This is a genomic window from Pseudomonas fluorescens (genome assembly GCF_001902145.1).
Taxonomy (GTDB): domain Bacteria; phylum Pseudomonadota; class Gammaproteobacteria; order Pseudomonadales; family Pseudomonadaceae; genus Aquipseudomonas; species Aquipseudomonas fluorescens_BV.
In genome coordinates this window covers 174,000-194,174 of sequence record NZ_MRST01000027.1, presented here as the reverse complement: position 1 = coordinate 194,174, position 20,175 = coordinate 174,000, and the positions used below count along the sequence as shown (strand labels likewise).

The following is a 20,175-nucleotide window of genomic DNA, read 5'->3' as shown; positions in this document are numbered from 1 at the left end:
GATCCTTAGTTTTTTACAGGTAGTTCACAATAAACGTGACGTCGGTATTGCCTTCGCCTGCCTTGAGTTCGCCGCTAGGCAGGCGGTAGTAGGACGCCGACAGCGGAATGTTGAAACGGGTGCCGGTGGTGGTGAAACCGTTGAAGGTGTAGGTGGTGCCCAGTGCGATGGGTTGCCCGGCATCATCCATCAATTGCAGGCCGATGCCCTGGGCGCTTTTAAGGCCTTTGCTGAGGGCGACGATGCCTTTTTGCGCGTCGATGACTTCGGTATTGGCCTTGAGCGAATAGGTGATCTTCTTGATGCCTGCCTGGCATTGGTTCAAGCCAATACTGAAGCGCACCTTGCGCGGTGTCGCACCAACGTTGTTAAAGTCCTGAAGCTGATAGTCGTCGCCCATGGCGACTGGGACGGAGGGTGTCTGGCAGGAGGCGGTGTTCAGTACGATTGGTTTGGCCAGGTTGAAGGTTTTCAGAATCAGATCGTCGTCTTGGTAGCTGGCTAAGAGGCCTGCAGCAATCTTTGTGTTTTCTGCCAATGGACCGGTCTTCACGATTTCCAGCCTTAGCTCACCCGCGTCTACCTGGTAAAAGTTGCCCGCGTTGTTCGCACTGATAGGATGTAAGCCGGTTAGGTAACGTTCAGGATTACTCATCCAGATGCGGAAGGAGAGTCCTGATTTGCCAAGGGGAAACAGCGATGTATTGGCGGTCTCGGTGCCCAGCGTGGGGTTGAGCTTAATGCCATACATCGACGTATTCGTGCATTGCCATCTATGGCCGGTCCCTTGCGCAGTTTCTCGATAGACCACCGTGCCATCAGGCGTGTCGGCGGGAATGCTTATGCCGTCGTTTGCCAAGCTAGCGCCGAAGTTGAGGTTCTGAGTCTTGGAGTCGTTGGCGGTGCAACTCCCCGCCTGAGCGGCCGTCGAGCACGCCAGCATGATTGCAGTGATAAAGCAGAACTGGGGAAGACGCGGCTTCAAGTACTTCATATGGGCAGGGCTATGCGAGTGGCTCAAGAAGCGTCCTATGCTAACTAGCGCGGGTGTGCTAGCCCATCAGGTAATCCTTAGAATCGACCGATTACCAAGCGACCTAGTGGGTGGGCCAGCGCGCGGGGAGAATCAGACGATCCTTAGTTTTTTACAGGTAGTTCACAATAAACGTGACGTCGGTATTGCCTTCGCCTGCCTTGAGTTCGCCGCTAGGCAGGCGGTAGTAGGACGCCGACAGCGGAATGTTGAAACGGGTGCCGGTGGTGGTGAAACCGTTGAAGGTGTAGGTGGTGCCCAGTGCGATGGGTTGCCCGGCATCATCCATCAATTGCAGGCCGATGCCCTGGGCGCTTTTAAGGCCTTTGCTGAGGGCGACGATACCTTTTTGCGTGTCGATGACTTCGGTATTGGCCTTGAGCGAATACGTCACCTTGCTGATGTCGCCCTGGCACTCATTCAAAGCGATGTTGAAGTGCACTTTGCGTTTAGTGGGGCCGCTGGTGGGGAAATCGTTGAGGTTGTAGTCGGTGCCCATGTCGACGGGCACGGACGGGGTTTGGCAGGAGGCAGTATTGAATATGATGGGGTTGGCCAGGTTGAATTCTATTAAGGTGTGATTGTCGACTTTAAGGCTGCCCAAGAGGCCAGCTTCAATTTTTATTTTTTTCGCGAACGTGCTGGATTTGACGATTTCCAGTGTGACATCTCCTTTTTGAATGTAAGAAAGTAAATGGTTTGCGCCGGTAGTCGCGGGGAGGGACCCCGGGGGGGTTAAATAGCCATGACTGGAGCTTAACTTGATACGGTAGGAAAGCCCTGTTTTCCCAAGGGGGAATAAGTCGCTCCAGCTGGTTGCGGTGCCCAGCATGGGGTTTAGAACTAAACCAAACGGATAACTCCGTGCACAGAACCAAATATGTTCCTTTCCCAGAACACGTTCTTGATAAACCACTGTCTTGTTGGGCGTGTCAGCGGAGATTGTCAGGCTATCGCTCGTCAGGTTTGCGCCGAAGTTGAGTTTTTCGGTCCCGAAGTTTCCGTTGAACTCGCAATTCTCCGCCGCTATAGCAATCGTCGAACACGTGATCATCATCGTGGTGATAAATACGAGCAGCGCAAGCTGCAGTCTTAATGGCTTCATGAATAGGGCTGCATTGGCTGGGAAGCGCGACACATTAAACAGCCCAGGCACCACAACCCATCAGGCAAACCTTAAAACCCACCGCCTATCCACCATTTACCAAGCAACCTAATTATTCCATTTGACATTCGCTGCCTAAGCAGTAACATCTCGTCACACATTCACTGCCTAGGCAGTAATAAGGTGACTTTCGATGCCTCACTTCACCCCTGACAACTTCCACAACTGCCACCTCGGCCTGTTGCTGGGCCGCGCCGCGATTCTCAAGGACCGCATCATCGACACCCATATGGAACCCCACGGCATCACCGCCGCGCAGTTCAAGGTGTTGATCATCATGGCCCAATTCGGCGTCGACACCCCGGCGGAGCTGTGCCGCAACCTGTCCCTGGACAGCGGCTCGATGACGCGCATGCTCGACCGACTGGAGCAAAAAGACCTGCTCAGCCGCAAGCGCTCCGAGCTGGACCGTCGCCAGGTGCAGTTGGTGCTGACCGCCGAGGGCCAGCGCCTGGCGGACATGCTCCCGAACATTGGCGCCAAGGCCCTCAACCAGTTGGCCGGCGTGCTTGAGCCGGGCGAGCTGGAAACCCTGGAGCGGATCCTGAAGAAAATGCTGATCGCTGCGGGTGACCCCATCACGATCCAGCGGGTAGGTAGATCATGAACACACGCGCATTCAGCCTGGTGCTGGCGGCGATGACGCTGGCCGGTTGCGCCAATTACAGCGGCCTCGACACCCAGGGCCAGCGCCTCGACGCCAATACCCTGCAAACCGGCAAATCCCTCAGCGGCGTGACGCTGTCGAGCGCCGCGTGGCCGGCCGCTGACTGGTGGAAAAGCCTCGGCGACCCACAGCTTGACGCTTTGATTGTAGAAGCCCTGCAAAGCAGCCCCGACATGCAAGTCGCCGACGCCCGTGCCCACCAGGCCGAAGCCGCCGCCTATGCCGCCAACGCCGCGCGTATGCCGACCCTGGATGCCAGCGCTGGCGTGAGCCGTTCGCGCCTGGCCAAGGATCAGGACCCACGCGGGCAGGGCGATGCCTATTCGACGGTGCGCAACATCGGCGCCAGCTTCAACTACAACTTCGACCTCTGGGGTGGCCAGCGCGCCGCCTGGGAAGCCGCGTTGGGCGAGGCTCGCGCTGCCGAAGTCGATCGGCAGGCCGCGCGCCTGACCCTGGCCGCCAACGTGGCCAAGGCCTACAGCGACCTGGGCCAGGCCCATATCGTGCGTGACCTGGCCGTTGATGACCTCAAGCGCACCCGCCAGATGCTCGACCTGAGCAAGCGCCGCCTGAGTTCCGGTATCGACAGCGAATACCAGTACCAGCAGACCGAAAGCCTGGAAGCCAGCTCCCAGTCGCAGTTGATCGATGCGGAAAAACAGCTGCAAAGCGCCAAGATCGCCCTCGCCGTATTGCTCGGCAAAGGCCCGGACCGCGGTGATGAGTTAGCTCGCCCAGCGGTGCTCAAACCCAGCGCCGTGGCCGTGCCGGCGGTGTTGCCAGCCGAGCTGCTTGGCCGTCGCCCGGACCTGGTCGCCGCACGCTGGCGCGTAGAGGCCGCGAGCAAGAACATCGACGCCAGCAAGACTCGCTTCTACCCCAACCTCAACCTGAGCGCGAGCGCAGGCGCTGAGTCGTTGCTGGGCGATGCGATGTTCGGTTCGGCCAGCCGCTTCTTCAACATTGCGCCGACGATCTCGTTGCCGATTTTTGACGGCGGCCGCCTGCGCGCCGACCTCGATGCCCGCGACGCAGACTACGACCTGGCCGTGGCCCAGTACAACAAAACCCTGGTGCAAGCCCTGGGTGATATCGGCAACAGCCTCTCGCAATTGCGCGACACCGGGCGGCAGATCAAGGCCCAGCAGCATGCCGCCGATATCGCGCAGCAGTCCTACGACACCGGGGTGCAACGCTACAGCTCAGGCATCGGTAACTACCTGGATGTGCTCAGCATCGAGCAGCAATTGCTGCAGGCCCAGCGTCAGCTGGCGACCCTGAATGCGGCGCAGATCGACCTGTCGATTCAATTGATGCAGGCCCTGGGTGGCGGGTACCACGCCAACAGCGTGGCCGCGACCACCCCGGCTACACGCACGGAATAATTTGAGGTATTTGTCATGGCCACTGCCGAAAGCACCAACGCAACCGAACAACCCAAAGACACCAACCCCCGCAAACGCAAAGTGATGCTGATCGGCCTGGCGCTGATCGTCATTCTGAGTGTGGTGGGCGTGTGGGCCTGGTATGAGTTCTACGGGCGCTTTAACGAGAGCACCGACGACGCCTATGTGAACGGCAACGTGGTGGAAATCACCCCGCTGGTCACCGGCACAGTGGTCAGCATTGGCGCCGACGATGGCGACCTGGTCCACGAAGGCCAGGTGCTGATCAACTTCGACCCCAACGACGCCGCCGTAGGCCTGCAAAGCGCCCAGGCCAACCTGGCCCGCACCGTGCGCCAGGTGCGTGGCCTGTACAGCAATGTCGATGGCATGAAAGCCCAGGTCAATGCGCAGAAAGCCGATGTGCAAACCGCCCAGGACAACTACAACCGCCGTAAGACCCTGGCCCAGGGCGGCGCGATTTCCCAGGAAGAACTGTCCCACGCCCGTGACAGCCTGACCGCCGCCAGGAACGCCTTGACCAACCTTGAGCAACAACTGAAAACCACCAATGCGCTGGTGGATGACACGGTGATCTCGTCCCACCCCGATGTGCAAGCGGCTGCTGCGCAACTGCGTCAGGCGTACCTGACCAATGCGCGCAGCACCTTGATCGCACCGGTTACCGGCTATGTGGCCAAGCGCACCGTGCAACTGGGCCAGCGCGTGCAGCCGGGCACCGCGCTGATGGCGGTGATCCCGCTGGACCAGCTGTGGATCGACGCCAACTTCAAGGAAACCCAACTGCGGGATATGCGCATCGGGCAGCCGGTGGATATCGAGTCGGACATCTACGGCAGCGACGTGAAGTACAGCGGCACCGTCGACAGCCTCGGCGCCGGCACCGGCAGCGCGTTCGCCTTGCTGCCCGCGCAGAACGCCACCGGCAACTGGATCAAGATCGTGCAGCGGGTACCCGTGCGCATCCATATCAACGCCCAAGAGCTGGCCAAACACCCGCTGCGAGTGGGCTTGAGCACCGTGGTCAACGTAGACCTGCACGACCAGAGCGGCCCGGTGCTGGCGCAACAGGCACCGCAAAAAGCCTCGTTCACCACCAACGTGTACGACCGCCAATTGGCCGAAGCCGATGCCATGATCAGCCAACTGATCCATGACAACAGCGTCGCCGCCCCCAAGGCTGCGCAACGCTGATGAGCAATAACGCCTCGTTCACGCCACCCAGCCTGTTGATGGCCACCATTGGCCTGTCGCTGGCGACCTTTATGCAGGTGCTCGACACCACCATCGCCAACGTGGCGTTGCCGACCATTTCCGGCAACCTGGGCGTGAGTTCGGAGCAGGGCACCTGGGTGATCACCTCGTTTGCAGTGAGCAACGCCATCGCCTTGCCGCTCACCGGCTGGTTGAGCCGGCGCTTTGGTGAGGTGAAGCTGTTCCTGTGGGCGACCATTCTGTTTGTGCTGGCCTCGTTCCTGTGCGGTATCTCCACCTCGATGCCTGAGCTGATCGGCTTTCGCGTGCTGCAAGGGTTAGTGGCGGGGCCGTTGTACCCGATGACCCAAACGCTGTTGATTGCGGTCTACCCACCCGCGAGGCGCGGCATGGCCCTGGCGTTATTGGCGATGGTCACGGTGGTGGCGCCGATTGCAGGTCCCATCCTCGGTGGCTGGATCACCGACAGCTACAGCTGGCCGTGGATCTTTTTCATCAACGTGCCCATCGGTATCTTCGCGGTGATGGTAGTGCGTTCGCAGTTGAAGAAACGCCCGGTGGTCACCAGTCACCAACCGATGGATTATGTGGGCCTGTTGAGCCTGATCGTCGGCGTCGGTGCCTTGCAGATCATCCTCGACAAGGGCAATGACCTGGATTGGTTCGAGTCCAACTTCATCATCATCGGCGCGGCGATTTCGGTGATTGCCCTGGCGGTGTTCGTGATCTGGGAAATGACCGACAAGCACCCGGTGGTCAACCTGCGGCTGTTCGCGCACCGCAACTTTCGTATCGGCACCATTGTGTTGGTCGGCGGCTATGCCGGCTTCTTCGGCATCAACCTGATCCTGCCGCAGTGGCTGCAAACCCAGATGGGCTACACCGCCACCTGGGCCGGGCTGGCCGTAGCGCCGATCGGCATCCTGCCGGTGCTGATGTCGCCGTTCGTGGGCAAGTACGCGCACAAGTTCGACCTGCGCCTGCTGGCGGGGTTGTCGTTCCTGGCGATGGGCTTGAGCTGTTTCATGCGTGCCAGCTTCACCAACGAGGTGGACTTCCAGCACATCGCCCTGGTGCAGCTGTTCATGGGCATCGGCGTTGCACTGTTCTTCATGCCGACCTTGAGCATCCTGATGTCCGACCTGCCGCCGCACCAGATTGCCGACGGTGCGGGGCTGGCGACGTTCCTGCGCACTTTGGGCGGCAGCTTCGCGGCCTCGCTCACCACCTGGATCTGGATTCGCCGGGCCGACCAGCACCATGCCTACATGAGCGAGAACATGACCGTCTACGACTCGACCACGCGCGATGCCTTGCAGGCGCTGGGTGGGGCAGGGCAGAAGGCCTATACCCAACTGGACCAGATTCTCACCAGCCAGGCGTACATGATGTCCACCGTGGATTACTTCACGCTGATGGGGTGGATCTTCGCGGGCTTGATGTTGCTGGTGTGGCTGGCCAAGCCACCGTTTACGGCAAAGGCCGGGCCTGCTGCTTCGGGGCACTGATCCACAAAAGTTGGAATGCACTCAAGTGTGGGAGCTGGCTTGCCTGCGATGCAGACACCTCGGTGTATCAGATGCACCGAGGTGATGCTATCGCAGGCAAGCCAGCTCCCACAGGTTGATCGGTGTTGTGTCGCAGGGTTATGCGCCAGGCAATGCCAACTGCGGATTGACGAAGTCAAACGCCGCCAGTTGAAAGCCTTGCTCATCTACCTGCAACGCCCACCCTTGCTTGTCCCAGTCCCCCAGCACAATACGCTTGGCCGCCTGGTCGCCGATCTGCAACTTATGGATGGCGGGGCGGTGGGTATGGCCGTGGACCAGGGTGCGCACGCCGAACTGCTGCATCACCCGTGGCACTTCTTCAGGGGTGACATCGACAATGTCGTTGGCCTTCATGCGCACCTGGGCGCTGCTCTCACTGCGCAACTTGCGCGCCAGTTTGTGGCGCGTGCCCAAGGGCAGGTGGCGCAGGATAAACAGCACAATCGGGTTACGCAGGATGCGCCGCAGCTTCATATAGCCGAGGTCGCGGGTGCAGAGGCTATCGCCGTGCATCAACAGCACAGGCTCGCCATACAACTGCACAACGGTCGGGTCCTTGAGCAAGGTGGCGCCTGCCGCTTTGCAGAACGCCTTGCCGATCAGGAAATCGCGGTTGCCGTGCATGATGAAAATCGGGGTGCCGCTGTCGCTCAGCTCACGCAGAGCCGCGCAGATGGACTGCTGGAAGGGGGTCATGCCATCGTCGCCAATCCAGGCTTCAAAGAAGTCCCCCAGAATGTACAACGCCTGGGCGCCACGGGCGCGGCCGTGGAGCAGATCCAGAAACGCCCGGGTGATGTCCGGGCGCTCCTCTTCCAGATGCAAATCTGAAATCAGCAATATCACCCAACGATCTCGGCTTTCTCGACGATCACGTCTTCGGCTGGAACGTCCTGGTGACCGGCCTTGGAGGTGGTCGATACGCCTTTGATCTTGTCGACAACGTCGGTGCCTTCGGTGACTTTACCGAACACCGCGTAGCCCCAACCCTGCACGTTCTTGCCGCTGTGGTTCAGGAAAGAGTTGTCGGCGACGTTGATGAAGAACTGCGCGGAGGCCGAATGCGGCTCCATGGTACGGGCCATGGCGACGGTGTACTTGTCGTTGGAAAGGCCGTTGTCCGCTTCGTTCTGGATGCTTGGACGCTTGTCTTTCTTTTCTTTCATGCCTGGCTCGAAACCGCCGCCCTGGATCATGAAGTTACCGATGACACGGTGGAAAACGGTGTTTTCGTAGTGGCCGGCTTTAACGTATTCGATGAAGTTGGCGACGGTGATCGGCGCTTTCTCGGCGTTCAGCTCGATGACGATGTCACCGTGGTTGGTGGTCAGTTTGACTTGAGTCATGTTCGCTACTCTTTTCAGGGAATTCGTGGGTGTGGGCGCCTGGGCGCCTTACCTGTCTGGCTAAACGACGGCCAAGGCGCGCAGTTTAGCGTGCCCTGCGGGAATTTCGAGGTGGTTTTTTACCGCCCGGGCAATTAATTGGCCACGCTCTGTATGTGTCTTGACTGCTTCGGCTATTATGAGCCCTTTGTTTTATCTGGCCCCACCTGGCCACGCACCTGTCTGTTCAAGGATCCTATGAGCAAGCCCACTGTCGACCCTACCTCGAATGCCAAGGCCGGACCTGCCGTCCCGGTCAACTTCCTGCGCCCGATCATCCAGGCGGACCTGGATTCGGGCAAGCACACGCAGATCGTCACCCGTTTCCCACCTGAGCCCAACGGCTACCTGCACATCGGCCACGCCAAGTCGATCTGTGTGAACTTCGGCCTGGCCCAGGAGTTCGGTGGCGTCACGCACCTGCGTTTCGACGACACCAACCCGGCCAAGGAAGACCAGGAATACATCGACGCCATCGAAAGCGACATCAAGTGGCTGGGCTTCGAATGGTCCGGTGAAGTGCGCTATGCCTCCAAGTACTTCGATCAGTTGTTCGACTGGGCCGTCGAGTTGATCAAGGCCGGCAAGGCCTATGTGGACGACCTGACCCCGGAGCAGGCCAAGGAGTACCGTGGCACGTTGACCGAGCCGGGCAAGAACAGCCCGTTCCGCGACCGTTCGGTGGAAGAGAACCTGGACTGGTTCAACCGTATGCGCGCCGGCGAATTCCCGGACGGCGCCCGCGTGCTGCGCGCCAAGATCGACATGGCCTCGCCGAACATGAACCTGCGCGACCCGATCATGTACCGCATCCGCCATGCCCACCACCACCAGACCGGTGACACGTGGTGCATCTACCCCAACTACGACTTCACCCACGGCCAGTCGGACGCCATCGAAGGCATCACCCACTCCATCTGCACCCTGGAGTTCGAAAGCCATCGCCCGTTGTACGAGTGGTTCCTGGACAGCCTGCCGGTACCGGCGCACCCGCGTCAGTACGAATTCAGCCGCCTGAACCTGAACTACACCATCACCAGCAAGCGCAAGCTCAAGCAGTTGGTCGATGAAAAACACGTGCATGGCTGGGATGACCCGCGCATGTCGACCCTGTCGGGCTTCCGCCGTCGCGGCTATACCCCGGCGTCGATCCGTAACTTCTGCGACATGGTCGGCACCAACCGTTCCGACGGTGTGGTCGATTTCGGCATGCTGGAATTCAGCATCCGTCAGGACCTGGATGCGAATGCACCGCGCGCCATGTGCGTGCTGCGTCCGTTGAAAGTCGTGATCACCAACTACCCGGAAGGCCAGGTCGAGAACCTCGAGCTGCCGCGCCATCCGCAGAAAGAAGAACTCGGCGTGCGCAAATTGCCATTCGCCCGCGAAATCTACATCGACCGTGACGACTTCATGGAAGAGCCGCCAAAAGGCTACAAGCGCCTGGAGCCGAACGGCGAAGTGCGTCTGCGCGGCAGCTACGTGATCCGTGCCGACGAAGCGATCAAGGACGCCGACGGCAACATCGTCGAACTGCGTTGCTCCTACGACCCGGATACCCTGGGCAAGAACCCTGAAGGCCGCAAGGTCAAGGGCGTGGTCCACTGGGTACCGGCCGCTGCCAGCATCGAGTGCGAAGTGCGCCTGTACGATCGTCTGTTCCGCTCGCCAAACCCTGAGAAGGCCGAAGACAGCGCCAGTTTCCTCGACAACATCAACCCTGATTCCCTGCAAGTACTCACTGGTTGTCGTGCCGAGCCATCGCTTGGCGACGCACAGCCGGAAGACCGTTTCCAGTTCGAGCGCGAAGGTTACTTCTGCGCAGATATCAAGGACTCGAAACCAGGTCAGCCGGTATTCAACCGTACCGTGACCTTGCGAGATTCGTGGGGCCAGTGATTTAAGGGAAACATCGTGCTAACGATCTACAACACGCTCAGCAAGACCAAAGAAGTCTTCAAGCCGCTGGATGGCAACAAGGTGCGCATGTACGTGTGCGGCATGACCGTGTACGACTATTGCCACATCGGCCACGGCCGCAGCATGGTTGCCTTCGACCTGGTGACCCGCTGGTTGCGTTTCAGCGGCTATGACTTGACGTACGTGCGCAACATCACCGACATCGACGACAAGATCATCAACCGTGCCAACGAGAACGGCGAGTCGTTCGATGCGCTGACCGAGCGCATGATCGCCGCCATGCACGAGGACGAGGCGCGCCTCAACATCCTCAAGCCCGACATGGAGCCGCGCGCAACGGACCACATCCCGGGCATGCACGCGATGATCCAGACCCTGATCGACAAGGGCTACGCCTACGCCCCAGGCAACGGCGACGTGTACTACCGCGTCGCCAAGTTCATGGGCTACGGCAAGCTGTCGCGCAAGAAGATCGAAGACCTTCGCATCGGTGCGCGCATCGAAGTCGACGAAGCCAAGCAGGACCCGCTCGACTTCGTACTCTGGAAAGGTACCAAGCCCGGCGAGCCAAGCTGGGAGTCGCCGTGGGGCCCTGGGCGTCCGGGCTGGCACATCGAATGCTCGGTGATGTCCACTTGCTGCCTGGGCGAGACTTTCGACATTCATGGCGGCGGCAGCGACCTGGAGTTCCCGCACCACGAAAACGAAATCGCCCAGAGCGAAGCTGCCACTGGCAAGACCTACGCCAACGCCTGGATGCACTGCGGCATGATCCGCATCAATGGCGAGAAGATGTCCAAGTCCTTGAACAACTTCTTCACCATCCGCGACGTGCTGGAGAAGTACCACCCGGAAGTGGTGCGTTACCTGCTGGTGTCCAGCCACTACCGCAGCGCCATCAACTACTCGGAAGACAACCTAAAGGACGCCAAGGGCGCCCTGGAGCGTTTCTATCACGCGTTGAAAGGCTTGCCATCGGTTGCGCCTGCTGGTGGCGAAACGTTCGTGGCACGCTTTACCGAAGTCATGAACGACGACTTCGGCACCCCGGAAGCCTGCGCCGTGCTGTTTGAGATGGTGCGCGAGATCAACCGCTTGCGTGAGACTGATCTCGACGCGGCAGCGGGTTTGGCGGCGCGCTTGAAAGAACTGGCGAGCGTGCTGGGTGTGTTGCAGATGGAAGCTGATGATTTCCTGCAGGCTGGTGCTGAAGGGCGTGTGGATGCGGCGCAAGTGGAGGCGCTGATCCAGGCGCGTTTGACGGCTCGTACCAATAAAGACTGGGCGGAGTCTGACCGTATCCGTGACCAATTGACTGCGATGGGCGTGGTGTTGGAAGACGGGAAGGGTGGGACGACGTGGCGGTTGGCTGACTGACGGTTGATAGCTGCACGCTGAATGAAAAACGCCCCGACAGGTTCGGGGCGTTTTTTTGCACACTGTTTAACGTTTCACTCGATCCACTGTGGGAGCTGGCTTGCCTGCGATGACGGAGTGTCAGTTACCGAAAATGTTGGCTGACCCGCTGCAATCGCAGGCAAGCCAGCTCTCACATTTTTTACCGTGCCCACTTTGCGAACTCTTCGGTTTCAGATTTATGTGTGAGTTGGATGGTCTTTGAGGCTTAGTGTTTTATCCACCATTAACTGGATCCCCTCCAGCATTCGACAAATTCCCAGGGCCACGCTGCGAGGATTGCCGTCGATCTCAAATGCCAAATGGCTTGCCAGTGCATGAACCGACGCTAGATCCTCCGAGGCGTTGACCAGCAGCGTCTCGACGTCTAGTCCTTCGCGCACGGTAAACAAACCATGGCCCTCAGCAGACGGCTCTGGTTTCTCAGACGGGTTCAGATAGTGGTTGATTGCTCGATGAGCGGCGGTGTGGAACACGGTTGAATCTGAAGGCGGATTGGGGCTGTCTTTAATCATGGCGTAGTTCCTAGAGTATTGGAGTCACCACCCATCGCTGCGAAACGATATTTGGGTGGCAGCTGTACGCAGGTTCGCAGACCGGGACTCTAGCACCCGGCATACCCGAAGGTATCCCGCGCACAGCCGCCATAACATCAGGCATAAAAAAGCGCCCGCTATCTGAGGTGGACGCTGTGCGTCTAGAGTTTAACCGAGCTGCGAAACTCGGTCGCTGAATTTGCAGCGACCGCCAAAGATTAGGCAGCCAGCTTCCCAGCGGCAACCCTAAAACGCTGTCGGAAATTTCCGTACGTGGCGCGATAGCAATATCTAAATTTTAGGATATTTCCCAAAATGCCCATTGAGTTTGACGCCCGTCTGCTCCTGGCTTTAGATGATTGCCACGACCAAACCCAAGACGAAACTGGCGGTGATTCAAATGGATTGTATTTTCTGCAGCATTGTCCGCAAAACTTCCCCGGCCCATATCCTGTGGGAGGATGATCAGCATATGGCGTTCCTGTCGATCTTCCCCAACACACCGGGTTTCAGCGTGGTGATTCCCAAGCAGCATTACGGCAGTTATGCGTTTGCGCAGTCGGATGAAGTGTTGGCAGGGCTTGCGATAGCCGCGAAGAAAACCGCACAGCAGATCGACCGCGTGTTTCCCGATGTGGCGCGTACGGGGATGATCCTGGAGGGGTATGGGGTGGATCACCTGCACGCGAAATTGTTTCCCATGCATGGGACGGGGCAGGACAGCACGTTCAAGCCGTTGAGCTCGAAGGTGGATAAGTTTTTTGCGGCTTATGAGGGCTATATCTCTTCCCACGATCATGTGCGGGCGGATGATGCCGAACTGGCTGAGCTGGCAGAGCGGATCCGGTCTTTCGCCTAGTGCGGTTAAAAATGTGGGAGCTGGCTTGCCTGCGATAGCCATAGGTATCTACACAACTTCGAGGCGACGCTGGACCTGTGGCGAGGGAGCTTGCTCCCGCGACGGCCTGGCAGCCGACGCTGATCTAACTGATGCCCCGCGATCCAATGTGGGAGCTGGCTTGCCTGCGAAGGCGGCCTGAAAGCCGACCAGGATCTCGGATCAGACCGCGTACATATCCGTTCCTGCGGTAATGGCTGCTATTGGTTCCGCTTTTACAGCGGGTCACTTTTGAAGAGCCCAAAAGTAACCAAAAGGCTCTTGCCCCACCACTCGGCACCTCGCCTAGGCTCGGTGTACCCGTAATCCGACATTGATTTGGGGGGCCGCCGCCACGCGCCATCCATGGCGCGGGGCGGCTAAACCGGCATCCCTGCCGGTTTACCCCCCAAATCACTGTCGAATTCCGGCCAGCGTGGTTTAACGGGGCGCCTAAGATCAAAAGCAGAGCAGATCAAGATCAAGAGCGGCTCGCTTCGCATCGTGGTTACCGTCGGCTGCTACAGGCTACAAAGTTGTGTAGATACCTATGCTGCGATAGCGGTTTATCAGTCACAGCATCATTGACTGAAACTCCGCTATCGCAGGCAAGCCAGCTCCCACATTTTTACTGCGTTCGCCTGATGAATCAGCGGCGGCTACTGACTTCGGCGGGTACGTCATCACCGGCCATGCGCTTGCGGAACAGGGCCGTTCGCGCCAGCAGCAGTGTGGTGACCGGCACGGTGATCGACAGCAAAATCGGAATCAACCACCCATGCAACACCGGCCCGGATTTGAGCACCGAAAAGTAGATGATCGACGCCAACGCCACACTCCACGCCCCCAACGTCGACGCCAGTGCCGGCGGGTGCATGCGTTGGAAAAATTCTTTCATCCGCAGCAAGCCAATCGCGCCAATCAAGGCAAACAGGCTGCTGAGCACCAGCAACGCCGCCACTATGATTTCCACCCATAACGGCATCATTCAATCACCTCGCCACGCAGCAGGAATTTGGCCAGGGCGAACGAACCGACGAAGCCGAACAGCGCGATCAATAGCGCTGCTTCAAAGTAAGTGTCGCTGGCATAGCGAATACCCAGGGTCAGCATCATCAGCATCGCCAGGATGTACAGGTAGTCCAGCGCCAGTACCCGGTCCTGGGCCGAGGGGCCTTTGAACAGGCGCACCAGGGTCAGCACCATGGCCAGGGAAAACAGGAACAGGCTGAACAGGATCGCATTGGCGAGCAGGGCGCTCATTCGAAGATCTCCATCAGGGGCCGTTCGTAGGCGTGCTTGAATTGCTGGATAAACGAGGCTTCGTCATCCAGGTCGAAAACGTGCAGCAGCAGGATGCTGCGGTCCAGGGCCAGTTCCGACCAGACGGTGCCGGGGGTCACGCTGGTGATCATCGCTAGCACAGCCAGGCCGTTGGCGTCGCGCAGGTCCAGGGGGATCTTGATAAAGCGCGAGCGCGGTGGGCGTGAGCCGCAAGTGAGTACGCCCCAGGCCACGTGCAGGTTGGAGATGATCACATCGAGGCCGACCCGGAAAAACAGGTGCACGATCACACCAGGGCGGCGGATGCGGATCGGCAGCGGGCGCAGCGGCGCCATCATCAGCGGCGCAAGAACGCCCAACAGTGCGCCCAGCAGCAGGTTGCCCGGGCTTATCGACAAGTTCAGCACCAGCCACAATACCCACAACGCCAACGACAGCCAGGGAGCAGGGAACAGGCGTTTCATGGCTGCACCTCCAGGGCGGCGGCCTTGGCTTCAGGGCTGGGCACTGGCCGGGTCGCGAGCACTGCCATCACGTAGTGTTCCGGGTTGTTCAGGCTGTCGGCGGTGGCCTGGGTGTAGCGCATCAGCGCCTCGGCCTTGAAGGTCAGCGCGATGCTCAGCCCCAGCAGCAGGAAGATCGGCACACATTCGTAACGGCGCAACAGCGGTGACGGGCGCTCCTCCGGGGTCCAGAAGCGCTGGATGCCGAGGCGGGCGAAAGCGATGAGCGAGGCCAGGCCAGAGAGAATCAGCAGCGCCACCAGGCCCCAGGCCGCTGGGCGGATTGATTCGTCCACGGCGTTGCCCAGGCCCAGTGGGTTGATCAGCGCGCTCAACAGGCTGAGCTTGCCGATAAACCCGGACAGCGGCGGCATGCCGATAATCAGCAGCGCGCAGGCGATAAAGCTCAGGCCGAGGAAGGCCATGGTCCAGGGGATGACCTGGCCGATCACTGCTTTTTGCTCATCGTCCAGGTTCACACCCGGGCGCGGATGCAGCGATTCCATGGCTTTGGGCAGCGCATCAATCTCCTCATCCAGTGGCAGGTCGTTGGCCGAACGCGAACGCTCGATCAACTCCGCCAGCAAAAACAGCGTACTCAGTGCCAGGGTGGAACTGACCAGATAGAACAGCGCCCCAGCGGTCAGGCTCGGCTGGGCAAACCCTACCGCCGACAGCAAGATCCCGGCCGACACCAGGATACTCAGGCTGGCCATGCGTTCCAGGCGCTGCGCCGCCACCATCGCCAGTGCCGCGCAAATGATGGTCGCCATGCCGCCGTACACCAGCCAGTCGCCGCCAAACAGCGCCGAGGCGCCGGCCTGGCCGGAGAACAGCAGGGTCCACAGGCGCAGCACGGTGTACACGCCGACCTTGGTCATGATCGCGAACATTGCCGCCACCGGCGCGCTGGCCGAGGAATAGGCGGGGGCCAGCCAGAAGTTCAGCGGCCACATGCCGGCCTTGGCCAGGAACGCCGTAGCCAGGATCGCCGCACCGGCATGCAACAGGCCGCGATCGGCCTCCGGTACCAGCGGGATTTTCAGCGCCAGGTCAGCGAAATTCAGGGTGCCGGTGACGCCGTAGATCATCGCCGCGCCAATCAGAAACAGCGACGACGCCAGCAGGTTGATTGCAATGTAATGCAGCCCCGACGACACCCGCGCACGGCCGGAACCGTGCAGCATCAGGCCGTAGGAGGCTGCCAGCAGCACCTCGAAGAACACGAACAGGTTGAACAGGTCGGCGGTGAGGAAGGCGCCATACAGTCCCATCAGTTGGATCTGGAACAGGGCATGGAAGCTGGTGCCCGCACGGTCCCAGCGGGCCATGGCGAACAGCAGCGCACTGACGCCGATAACCCCGGTAAGCACCAGCATCATCGCCGACAGTTGGTCCACCACCAGGACGATGCCGAACGGCACCTGCCAGTTGCCCGGCAGGTACACGCCAATGGAGCCGGGGCCGCCTTGTTGCGTCCAGTACAACAGCAGGATGGCGACGCCCAGGCCGACGATGCTGGAGCACAGATTGATTCGGGCTTTGAGCGGGCGGCGTTTCTCGCCCAGCATCAGCATCAGCCCGGCGGTGAGCAGCGGCAGCAGGATCGGCGCGACGATCAGTTGATTCATCCACGTCATTCCTTGGGCTCCCGGCCGTCTACATGGTCAGTGCCGGTCAGGCCCCGGGATGCCAGCAGCACCACCAGGAACAACGCGGTCATGGCGAAGCTGATCACGATGGCCGTGAGCACCAGGGCCTGGGGCAGTGGGTCGGTGTAGTTGAGCAGGTCTTGGGGCACGCCGTCCTTGATGATCGGCTCCTTGCCGATAAACAGGCTGCCCATGCTGAAGATAAACAGGTTGACCCCGTAGGACAGCAGGCACAAACCCATGACTACCTGGAATGTCCGAGGCCGCAGGATCAACCAGACGCCGGAGGCCGCCAGGACCCCAATGGCTATTGCGATGACTTCTTCCATCAGGCGGCTCCTTCGGTTGCAGCAACCACTTTGGGCTGGTTGCTCGGTTTATGCGCGCGCACCGACTGGTGGCCGAGGGCGGTGAGCATCAACAGGGTCGAGCCTACGACCATGGCGTACACGCCGACGTCAAAGAACAGCGCACTAGCGATATGTATATCGCCCAGTAACGGCAGGCTGATATGCCAGGTATGCGTAGTGAGGAACGGGTACCCGGCGAACAGCGCGCCCAGCCCGGTCAAGGTGGCCGACAGCAGGCCGAAGCCCATCCAGCGCATCGGCCGCAGGCTCATCTGCGCCTCGACCCACTGGGTGCCGGCAACCATGTATTGCAGGATAAACGCCACTGACATCACCAGCCCGGCGACGAAGCCACCACCAGGTTGGTTGTGGCCGCGCATGAACAGATAAAACGACACCACCAGCGCAATCGGCAGCAGCAGGCGCACCAGCACCGCCGGCACCATCATAAAGCCCAGGGCGGTGTCACTGGCCTGGCGCGGGTTGACCAGGTCGGTGGCCACGTCCGGCGCCAGTTGGCGCTGTTGGGGTGGCAACTCCATGCTTTCCTTGGACGGGCGGAAGCGACGGAGCAAGGCGTACACGGTCAGGGCCACGGCGCCCAATACGGTGATTTCGCCCAGGGTGTCGAAGCCACGGAAGTCCACCAGCATCACGTTCACCACATTGCTGCCGCCGCCTTCGGGCAGCGCACGGCTTAAGTAGAACGAGGAGATATCGTTGGGTGTCTGGCGGGTCAGCATCGCGTAGGACAACAGCGCCATGCCGCCGCCCACCACGGTGGAGAGCAGCAAGTCACGCAGGCGGCGGATACGCGCCTTGCGCAGCGAGCTGGGCAGGGGTGAGACCTCTTCGATCCGCCTTGGCAGCCAGCGCAGGCCGAGCAGGATCAGCACGGTGGTGACCACTTCCACCACCAGCTGGGTGAGGGCCAGGTCCGGCGCCGAGAACCACACGAAGGTGACGCAGGTCATCAGGCCGCACACGCTGACCATGGTCAGGGCCGCCAGCCGGTGGTACTTGGCTTGCCAGGCGGCGCCGAGGGCGCAGGCAATCGCCAGCAACCACAGGGTGACGAAGACGATGGAACCCGGGATTTTCGGGCGGTCGCCCCAACTGAGGCCACTGTTGATCATCGGGATCATCGCGCCGATCACCGCCAGCAGCACCAACAGGAACAATTGGGTTTGCAGGCGCTTGGTGCTGATGCGTTTCTCGATGCGGCGCACGCCACGCATCATCACCACCAGGCAACGCTCGAAACCGCGCTTGCCGTTGAAGTAGCCGATCAGCGGCGGGTATTCGAAGCGGCCACGCTTGAGTTGCTTGCGCAGCATCAGGTACAGCACCACGCCGCCGGTCATCGCCACCAGGCTCATGATCATCGGTGCGTTCCAGCCGTGCCAGATCGCCAGGCTGTAGTCCGGTAACGTACCGCCCACCACCGGCAGGGCGGCAGCGGCGAGGATCGAGCCGACCATCTGGGCCGGGAAAATCCCCACCAGCAGGCAGGTGAACACCAGCAGCTCGACCGGTGCGCGCATCCAGCGCGGGGGCTCGTGGGGCGTGTGTGGCAGGTCTGTGGCGGGCGGGCCGAAGAACACATCCACGGTAAAGCGCAGGGCATAGGCCACGCTGAACGTACCGGCGATGGTCGCGATCACCGGCAGGGCGATTTCCACCCAACGGGTCGACGAAATAAACACGGTTTCGGCAAAGAACATCTCTTTGGACAGGAAGCCATTGAGCAACGGCACCCCGGCCATGGACGCACTGGCCACCATCGCCAGGGTCGCGGTAAACGGGATCAGGCGCACCAGGCCGCTGAGCTTGCGGATATCCCGCGTGCCGCTTTCGTGGTCAATGATGCCCGCCGCCATGAACAGCGAAGCCTTGAACGTGGCGTGGTTGAGAATGTGGAAGACAGCGGCAACAGCGGCCAGCGGGCTGTTAAGGCCCAGCAGCAGGGTGATCAGCCCGAGGTGGCTGATGGTGGAATAGGCCAGCAGGCCCTTGAGATCGTTTTGAAACATGGCGCAGTAAGCGCCGAGGAGGAGCGTGAGGGCGCCGGCACCGCCGACGATCCAGAACCATTCTTCGCTGCCGGACAGCGACGGCCACAGGCGGGCCAGCAGGAACACGCCGGCCTTCACCATCGTCGCCGAATGCAGATAAGCCGAAACCGGGGTGGGCGCCGCCATGGCGTGGGGCAGCCAGAAATGGAAGGGGAACTGCGCGCTTTTGCTCAAGGCGCCGATCAGCACCAGGGCGAGCATGACCGGGTACAGCGAATGCGCGCGAATCTGATCGCCCGCCGCCAGCACCTGGTCCAGGTCATAGCTGCCGACGATATGCCCCAGCAGCATCACTCCCGCCAACAGGCACAGCCCACCTGCGCCAGTGACCATCAGCGCCATATACGCACCACGTCGCGCATCTGCACGGTGGTGCCAATAGCCGATCAGGAGGAACGAGAACAGGCTGGTCAGTTCCCAGAAGAATACGATCTGGATCAGGTTGCCGGAGATCACCAAACCAAGCATGGCGCCCATGAACGCCAGGAAAAACGCAAAGAAACGCGGCACCGGGTCGTCCGGCGACATGTAGTAGCGCGCATACAGCGACACCAGCGTGCCGATGCCCAGCACCAGCATCGAGAACAGCCAGGCAAACCCATCCATGCGCAACACGAAGTTCAGCCCCAGGCTGGGTAACCACATGAATTCTTCGCGGATCACGCCACCGTGGGCGATCTGGGGGTAGAGCAGGGCGACTTGAATAGTACCGACCAGTGCCACAAGGCCGGCCAACAGGGATTCGGTGTTACGTGCGTTATGCGGCAGCAAGGCCGCCAGACAGCTGCCGATAAAAGGCAGAAGCAGTAGAACTATCAGGGACATAGGCTTCTAATCTGCGGGAGTTTGGGATGCATCATACGTGCCGCTTTCACGATCACCAAACGGCAAGATGTGGCAGGATCCTACAAGGTAGGCTGAAACCTCCCATTTGGCACTGTTTCAGCCTACCTCTCAACTGAAATGCCGACCCTGTGGGAGCCGGGCTTGCCCTCGCCTACTGTAGGAGCGAGCTTGCTCGCGAAAAACGTCAACGATAACGCGTGTTTGCTGAATGAACGCGGCGCCTGTAAGTTTTTCGCGAGCAAGCTCGCTCCTACAAAAAGCCTTAACTGACTGGTATTCGGGCTTGCCCGCG

At 60.3% G+C, this 20,175-nt stretch carries 18 protein-coding genes; 7 read left to right on the top strand and 11 right to left on the bottom strand.

What is annotated here, in order from left to right; translation table 11 throughout:
* Positions 1-13 precede the first annotated feature (13 nt).
* The gene (locus BUE92_RS23895) at positions 14-994 is read right to left on the bottom strand and encodes a fimbrial protein (protein ID WP_073526659.1); all 981 of its coding nucleotides are present in this window, start codon (positions 992-994) and stop codon (positions 14-16) included.
* A 151-nt stretch (positions 995-1,145) separates the two neighbouring features.
* On the bottom strand, positions 1,146-2,138 hold the full coding sequence (locus BUE92_RS23890) for a fimbrial protein (protein ID WP_073526658.1): 993 nt from the start codon (positions 2,136-2,138) through the stop codon (positions 1,146-1,148).
* Between the two features lie 193 nt (positions 2,139-2,331).
* Between BUE92_RS23890 and BUE92_RS23885 the strand changes: the two genes are divergently transcribed.
* From BUE92_RS23885 to BUE92_RS23870, 4 genes are read left to right on the top strand one after another with little or no spacing between them, the layout of a single operon-like run.
* Entirely contained in the window at positions 2,332-2,805 is a 474-nt protein-coding gene (locus tag BUE92_RS23885) for a MarR family winged helix-turn-helix transcriptional regulator (protein WP_032896609.1), read from the top strand.
* On the top strand, positions 2,802-4,253 hold the full coding sequence (locus tag BUE92_RS23880; RefSeq protein ID WP_073526657.1) for an efflux transporter outer membrane subunit: 1,452 nt from the start codon (positions 2,802-2,804) through the stop codon (positions 4,251-4,253). Before BUE92_RS23885 ends, BUE92_RS23880 begins: the two co-directional genes overlap by 4 nt.
* 15 nt (positions 4,254-4,268) lie before the next feature.
* Positions 4,269-5,468, top strand: coding sequence for an HlyD family secretion protein (locus BUE92_RS23875; protein ID WP_073526656.1), 1,200 nt, complete (start codon positions 4,269-4,271; stop codon positions 5,466-5,468).
* Positions 5,468-6,997: a DHA2 family efflux MFS transporter permease subunit gene (locus BUE92_RS23870; protein ID WP_073526654.1), complete on the top strand. Its 1,530-nt coding sequence runs from the start codon at positions 5,468-5,470 to the stop codon at positions 6,995-6,997. The genes BUE92_RS23875 and BUE92_RS23870 overlap by 1 nt, the downstream gene beginning before the upstream one ends.
* A gap of 138 nt (positions 6,998-7,135) precedes the next feature.
* Here the strand turns inward: BUE92_RS23870 and lpxH are convergent, their stop codons facing one another.
* Both lpxH and BUE92_RS23860 read right to left on the bottom strand, forming a co-directional pair.
* Complete coding sequence (gene lpxH / locus BUE92_RS23865; protein ID WP_073526651.1) at positions 7,136-7,885, bottom strand: UDP-2,3-diacylglucosamine diphosphatase; 750 nt, start codon at positions 7,883-7,885, stop codon at positions 7,136-7,138.
* Complete coding sequence (locus BUE92_RS23860) at positions 7,882-8,385, bottom strand: peptidylprolyl isomerase (RefSeq protein ID WP_073526649.1); 504 nt, start codon at positions 8,383-8,385, stop codon at positions 7,882-7,884. The genes lpxH and BUE92_RS23860 overlap by 4 nt, the downstream gene beginning before the upstream one ends.
* A gap of 237 nt (positions 8,386-8,622) precedes the next feature.
* Between BUE92_RS23860 and BUE92_RS23855 the strand changes: the two genes are divergently transcribed.
* Both BUE92_RS23855 and cysS read left to right on the top strand, forming a co-directional pair.
* On the top strand, positions 8,623-10,323 hold the full coding sequence (locus BUE92_RS23855; RefSeq protein WP_073526646.1) for a glutamine--tRNA ligase/YqeY domain fusion protein: 1,701 nt from the start codon (positions 8,623-8,625) through the stop codon (positions 10,321-10,323).
* A gap of 15 nt (positions 10,324-10,338) precedes the next feature.
* Positions 10,339-11,721, top strand: coding sequence for a cysteine--tRNA ligase (gene cysS, locus BUE92_RS23850; RefSeq protein ID WP_073526644.1), 1,383 nt, complete (start codon positions 10,339-10,341; stop codon positions 11,719-11,721).
* A 218-nt stretch (positions 11,722-11,939) separates the two neighbouring features.
* On the opposite strand, the gene BUE92_RS23845 is transcribed toward cysS, so the two are convergent.
* Positions 11,940-12,275, bottom strand: coding sequence for a DUF6124 family protein (locus BUE92_RS23845; protein ID WP_073526642.1), 336 nt, complete (start codon positions 12,273-12,275; stop codon positions 11,940-11,942).
* Positions 12,276-12,696: 421 nt separating this feature from the next.
* Here BUE92_RS23845 and BUE92_RS23840 point away from each other — a divergent pair, with 421 nt between their 5' ends.
* A complete protein-coding gene (locus BUE92_RS23840) occupies positions 12,697-13,155 on the top strand; it encodes an HIT family protein (protein ID WP_073527207.1) in 459 nt (152 codons plus the stop codon).
* A 667-nt stretch (positions 13,156-13,822) separates the two neighbouring features.
* Here BUE92_RS23840 and BUE92_RS23830 read toward each other — a convergent pair.
* From BUE92_RS23830 to BUE92_RS23805, 6 genes are read right to left on the bottom strand one after another with little or no spacing between them, the layout of a single operon-like run.
* Positions 13,823-14,161, bottom strand: a complete 339-nt coding sequence (locus BUE92_RS23830; protein WP_073526638.1) for a Na+/H+ antiporter subunit G — start codon at positions 14,159-14,161, stop codon at positions 13,823-13,825.
* Complete coding sequence (locus tag BUE92_RS23825; RefSeq protein ID WP_003192168.1) at positions 14,158-14,436, bottom strand: K+/H+ antiporter subunit F; 279 nt, start codon at positions 14,434-14,436, stop codon at positions 14,158-14,160. The genes BUE92_RS23830 and BUE92_RS23825 overlap by 4 nt, the downstream gene beginning before the upstream one ends.
* Positions 14,433-14,921, bottom strand: coding sequence for a Na+/H+ antiporter subunit E (locus tag BUE92_RS23820; RefSeq protein WP_073526636.1), 489 nt, complete (start codon positions 14,919-14,921; stop codon positions 14,433-14,435). The genes BUE92_RS23825 and BUE92_RS23820 overlap by 4 nt, the downstream gene beginning before the upstream one ends.
* A complete protein-coding gene (locus BUE92_RS23815) occupies positions 14,918-16,600 on the bottom strand; it encodes a monovalent cation/H+ antiporter subunit D (protein WP_073526635.1) in 1,683 nt (560 codons plus the stop codon). Before BUE92_RS23815 ends, BUE92_RS23820 begins: the two co-directional genes overlap by 4 nt.
* Positions 16,597-16,941: a Na+/H+ antiporter subunit C gene (locus BUE92_RS23810; RefSeq protein WP_003192163.1), complete on the bottom strand. Its 345-nt coding sequence runs from the start codon at positions 16,939-16,941 to the stop codon at positions 16,597-16,599. The genes BUE92_RS23815 and BUE92_RS23810 overlap by 4 nt, the downstream gene beginning before the upstream one ends.
* Positions 16,941-19,862: a monovalent cation/H+ antiporter subunit A gene (locus tag BUE92_RS23805; protein WP_073526634.1), complete on the bottom strand. Its 2,922-nt coding sequence runs from the start codon at positions 19,860-19,862 to the stop codon at positions 16,941-16,943. Before BUE92_RS23805 ends, BUE92_RS23810 begins: the two co-directional genes overlap by 1 nt.
* Between the last annotated feature and the right edge of the window lie 313 nt (positions 19,863-20,175).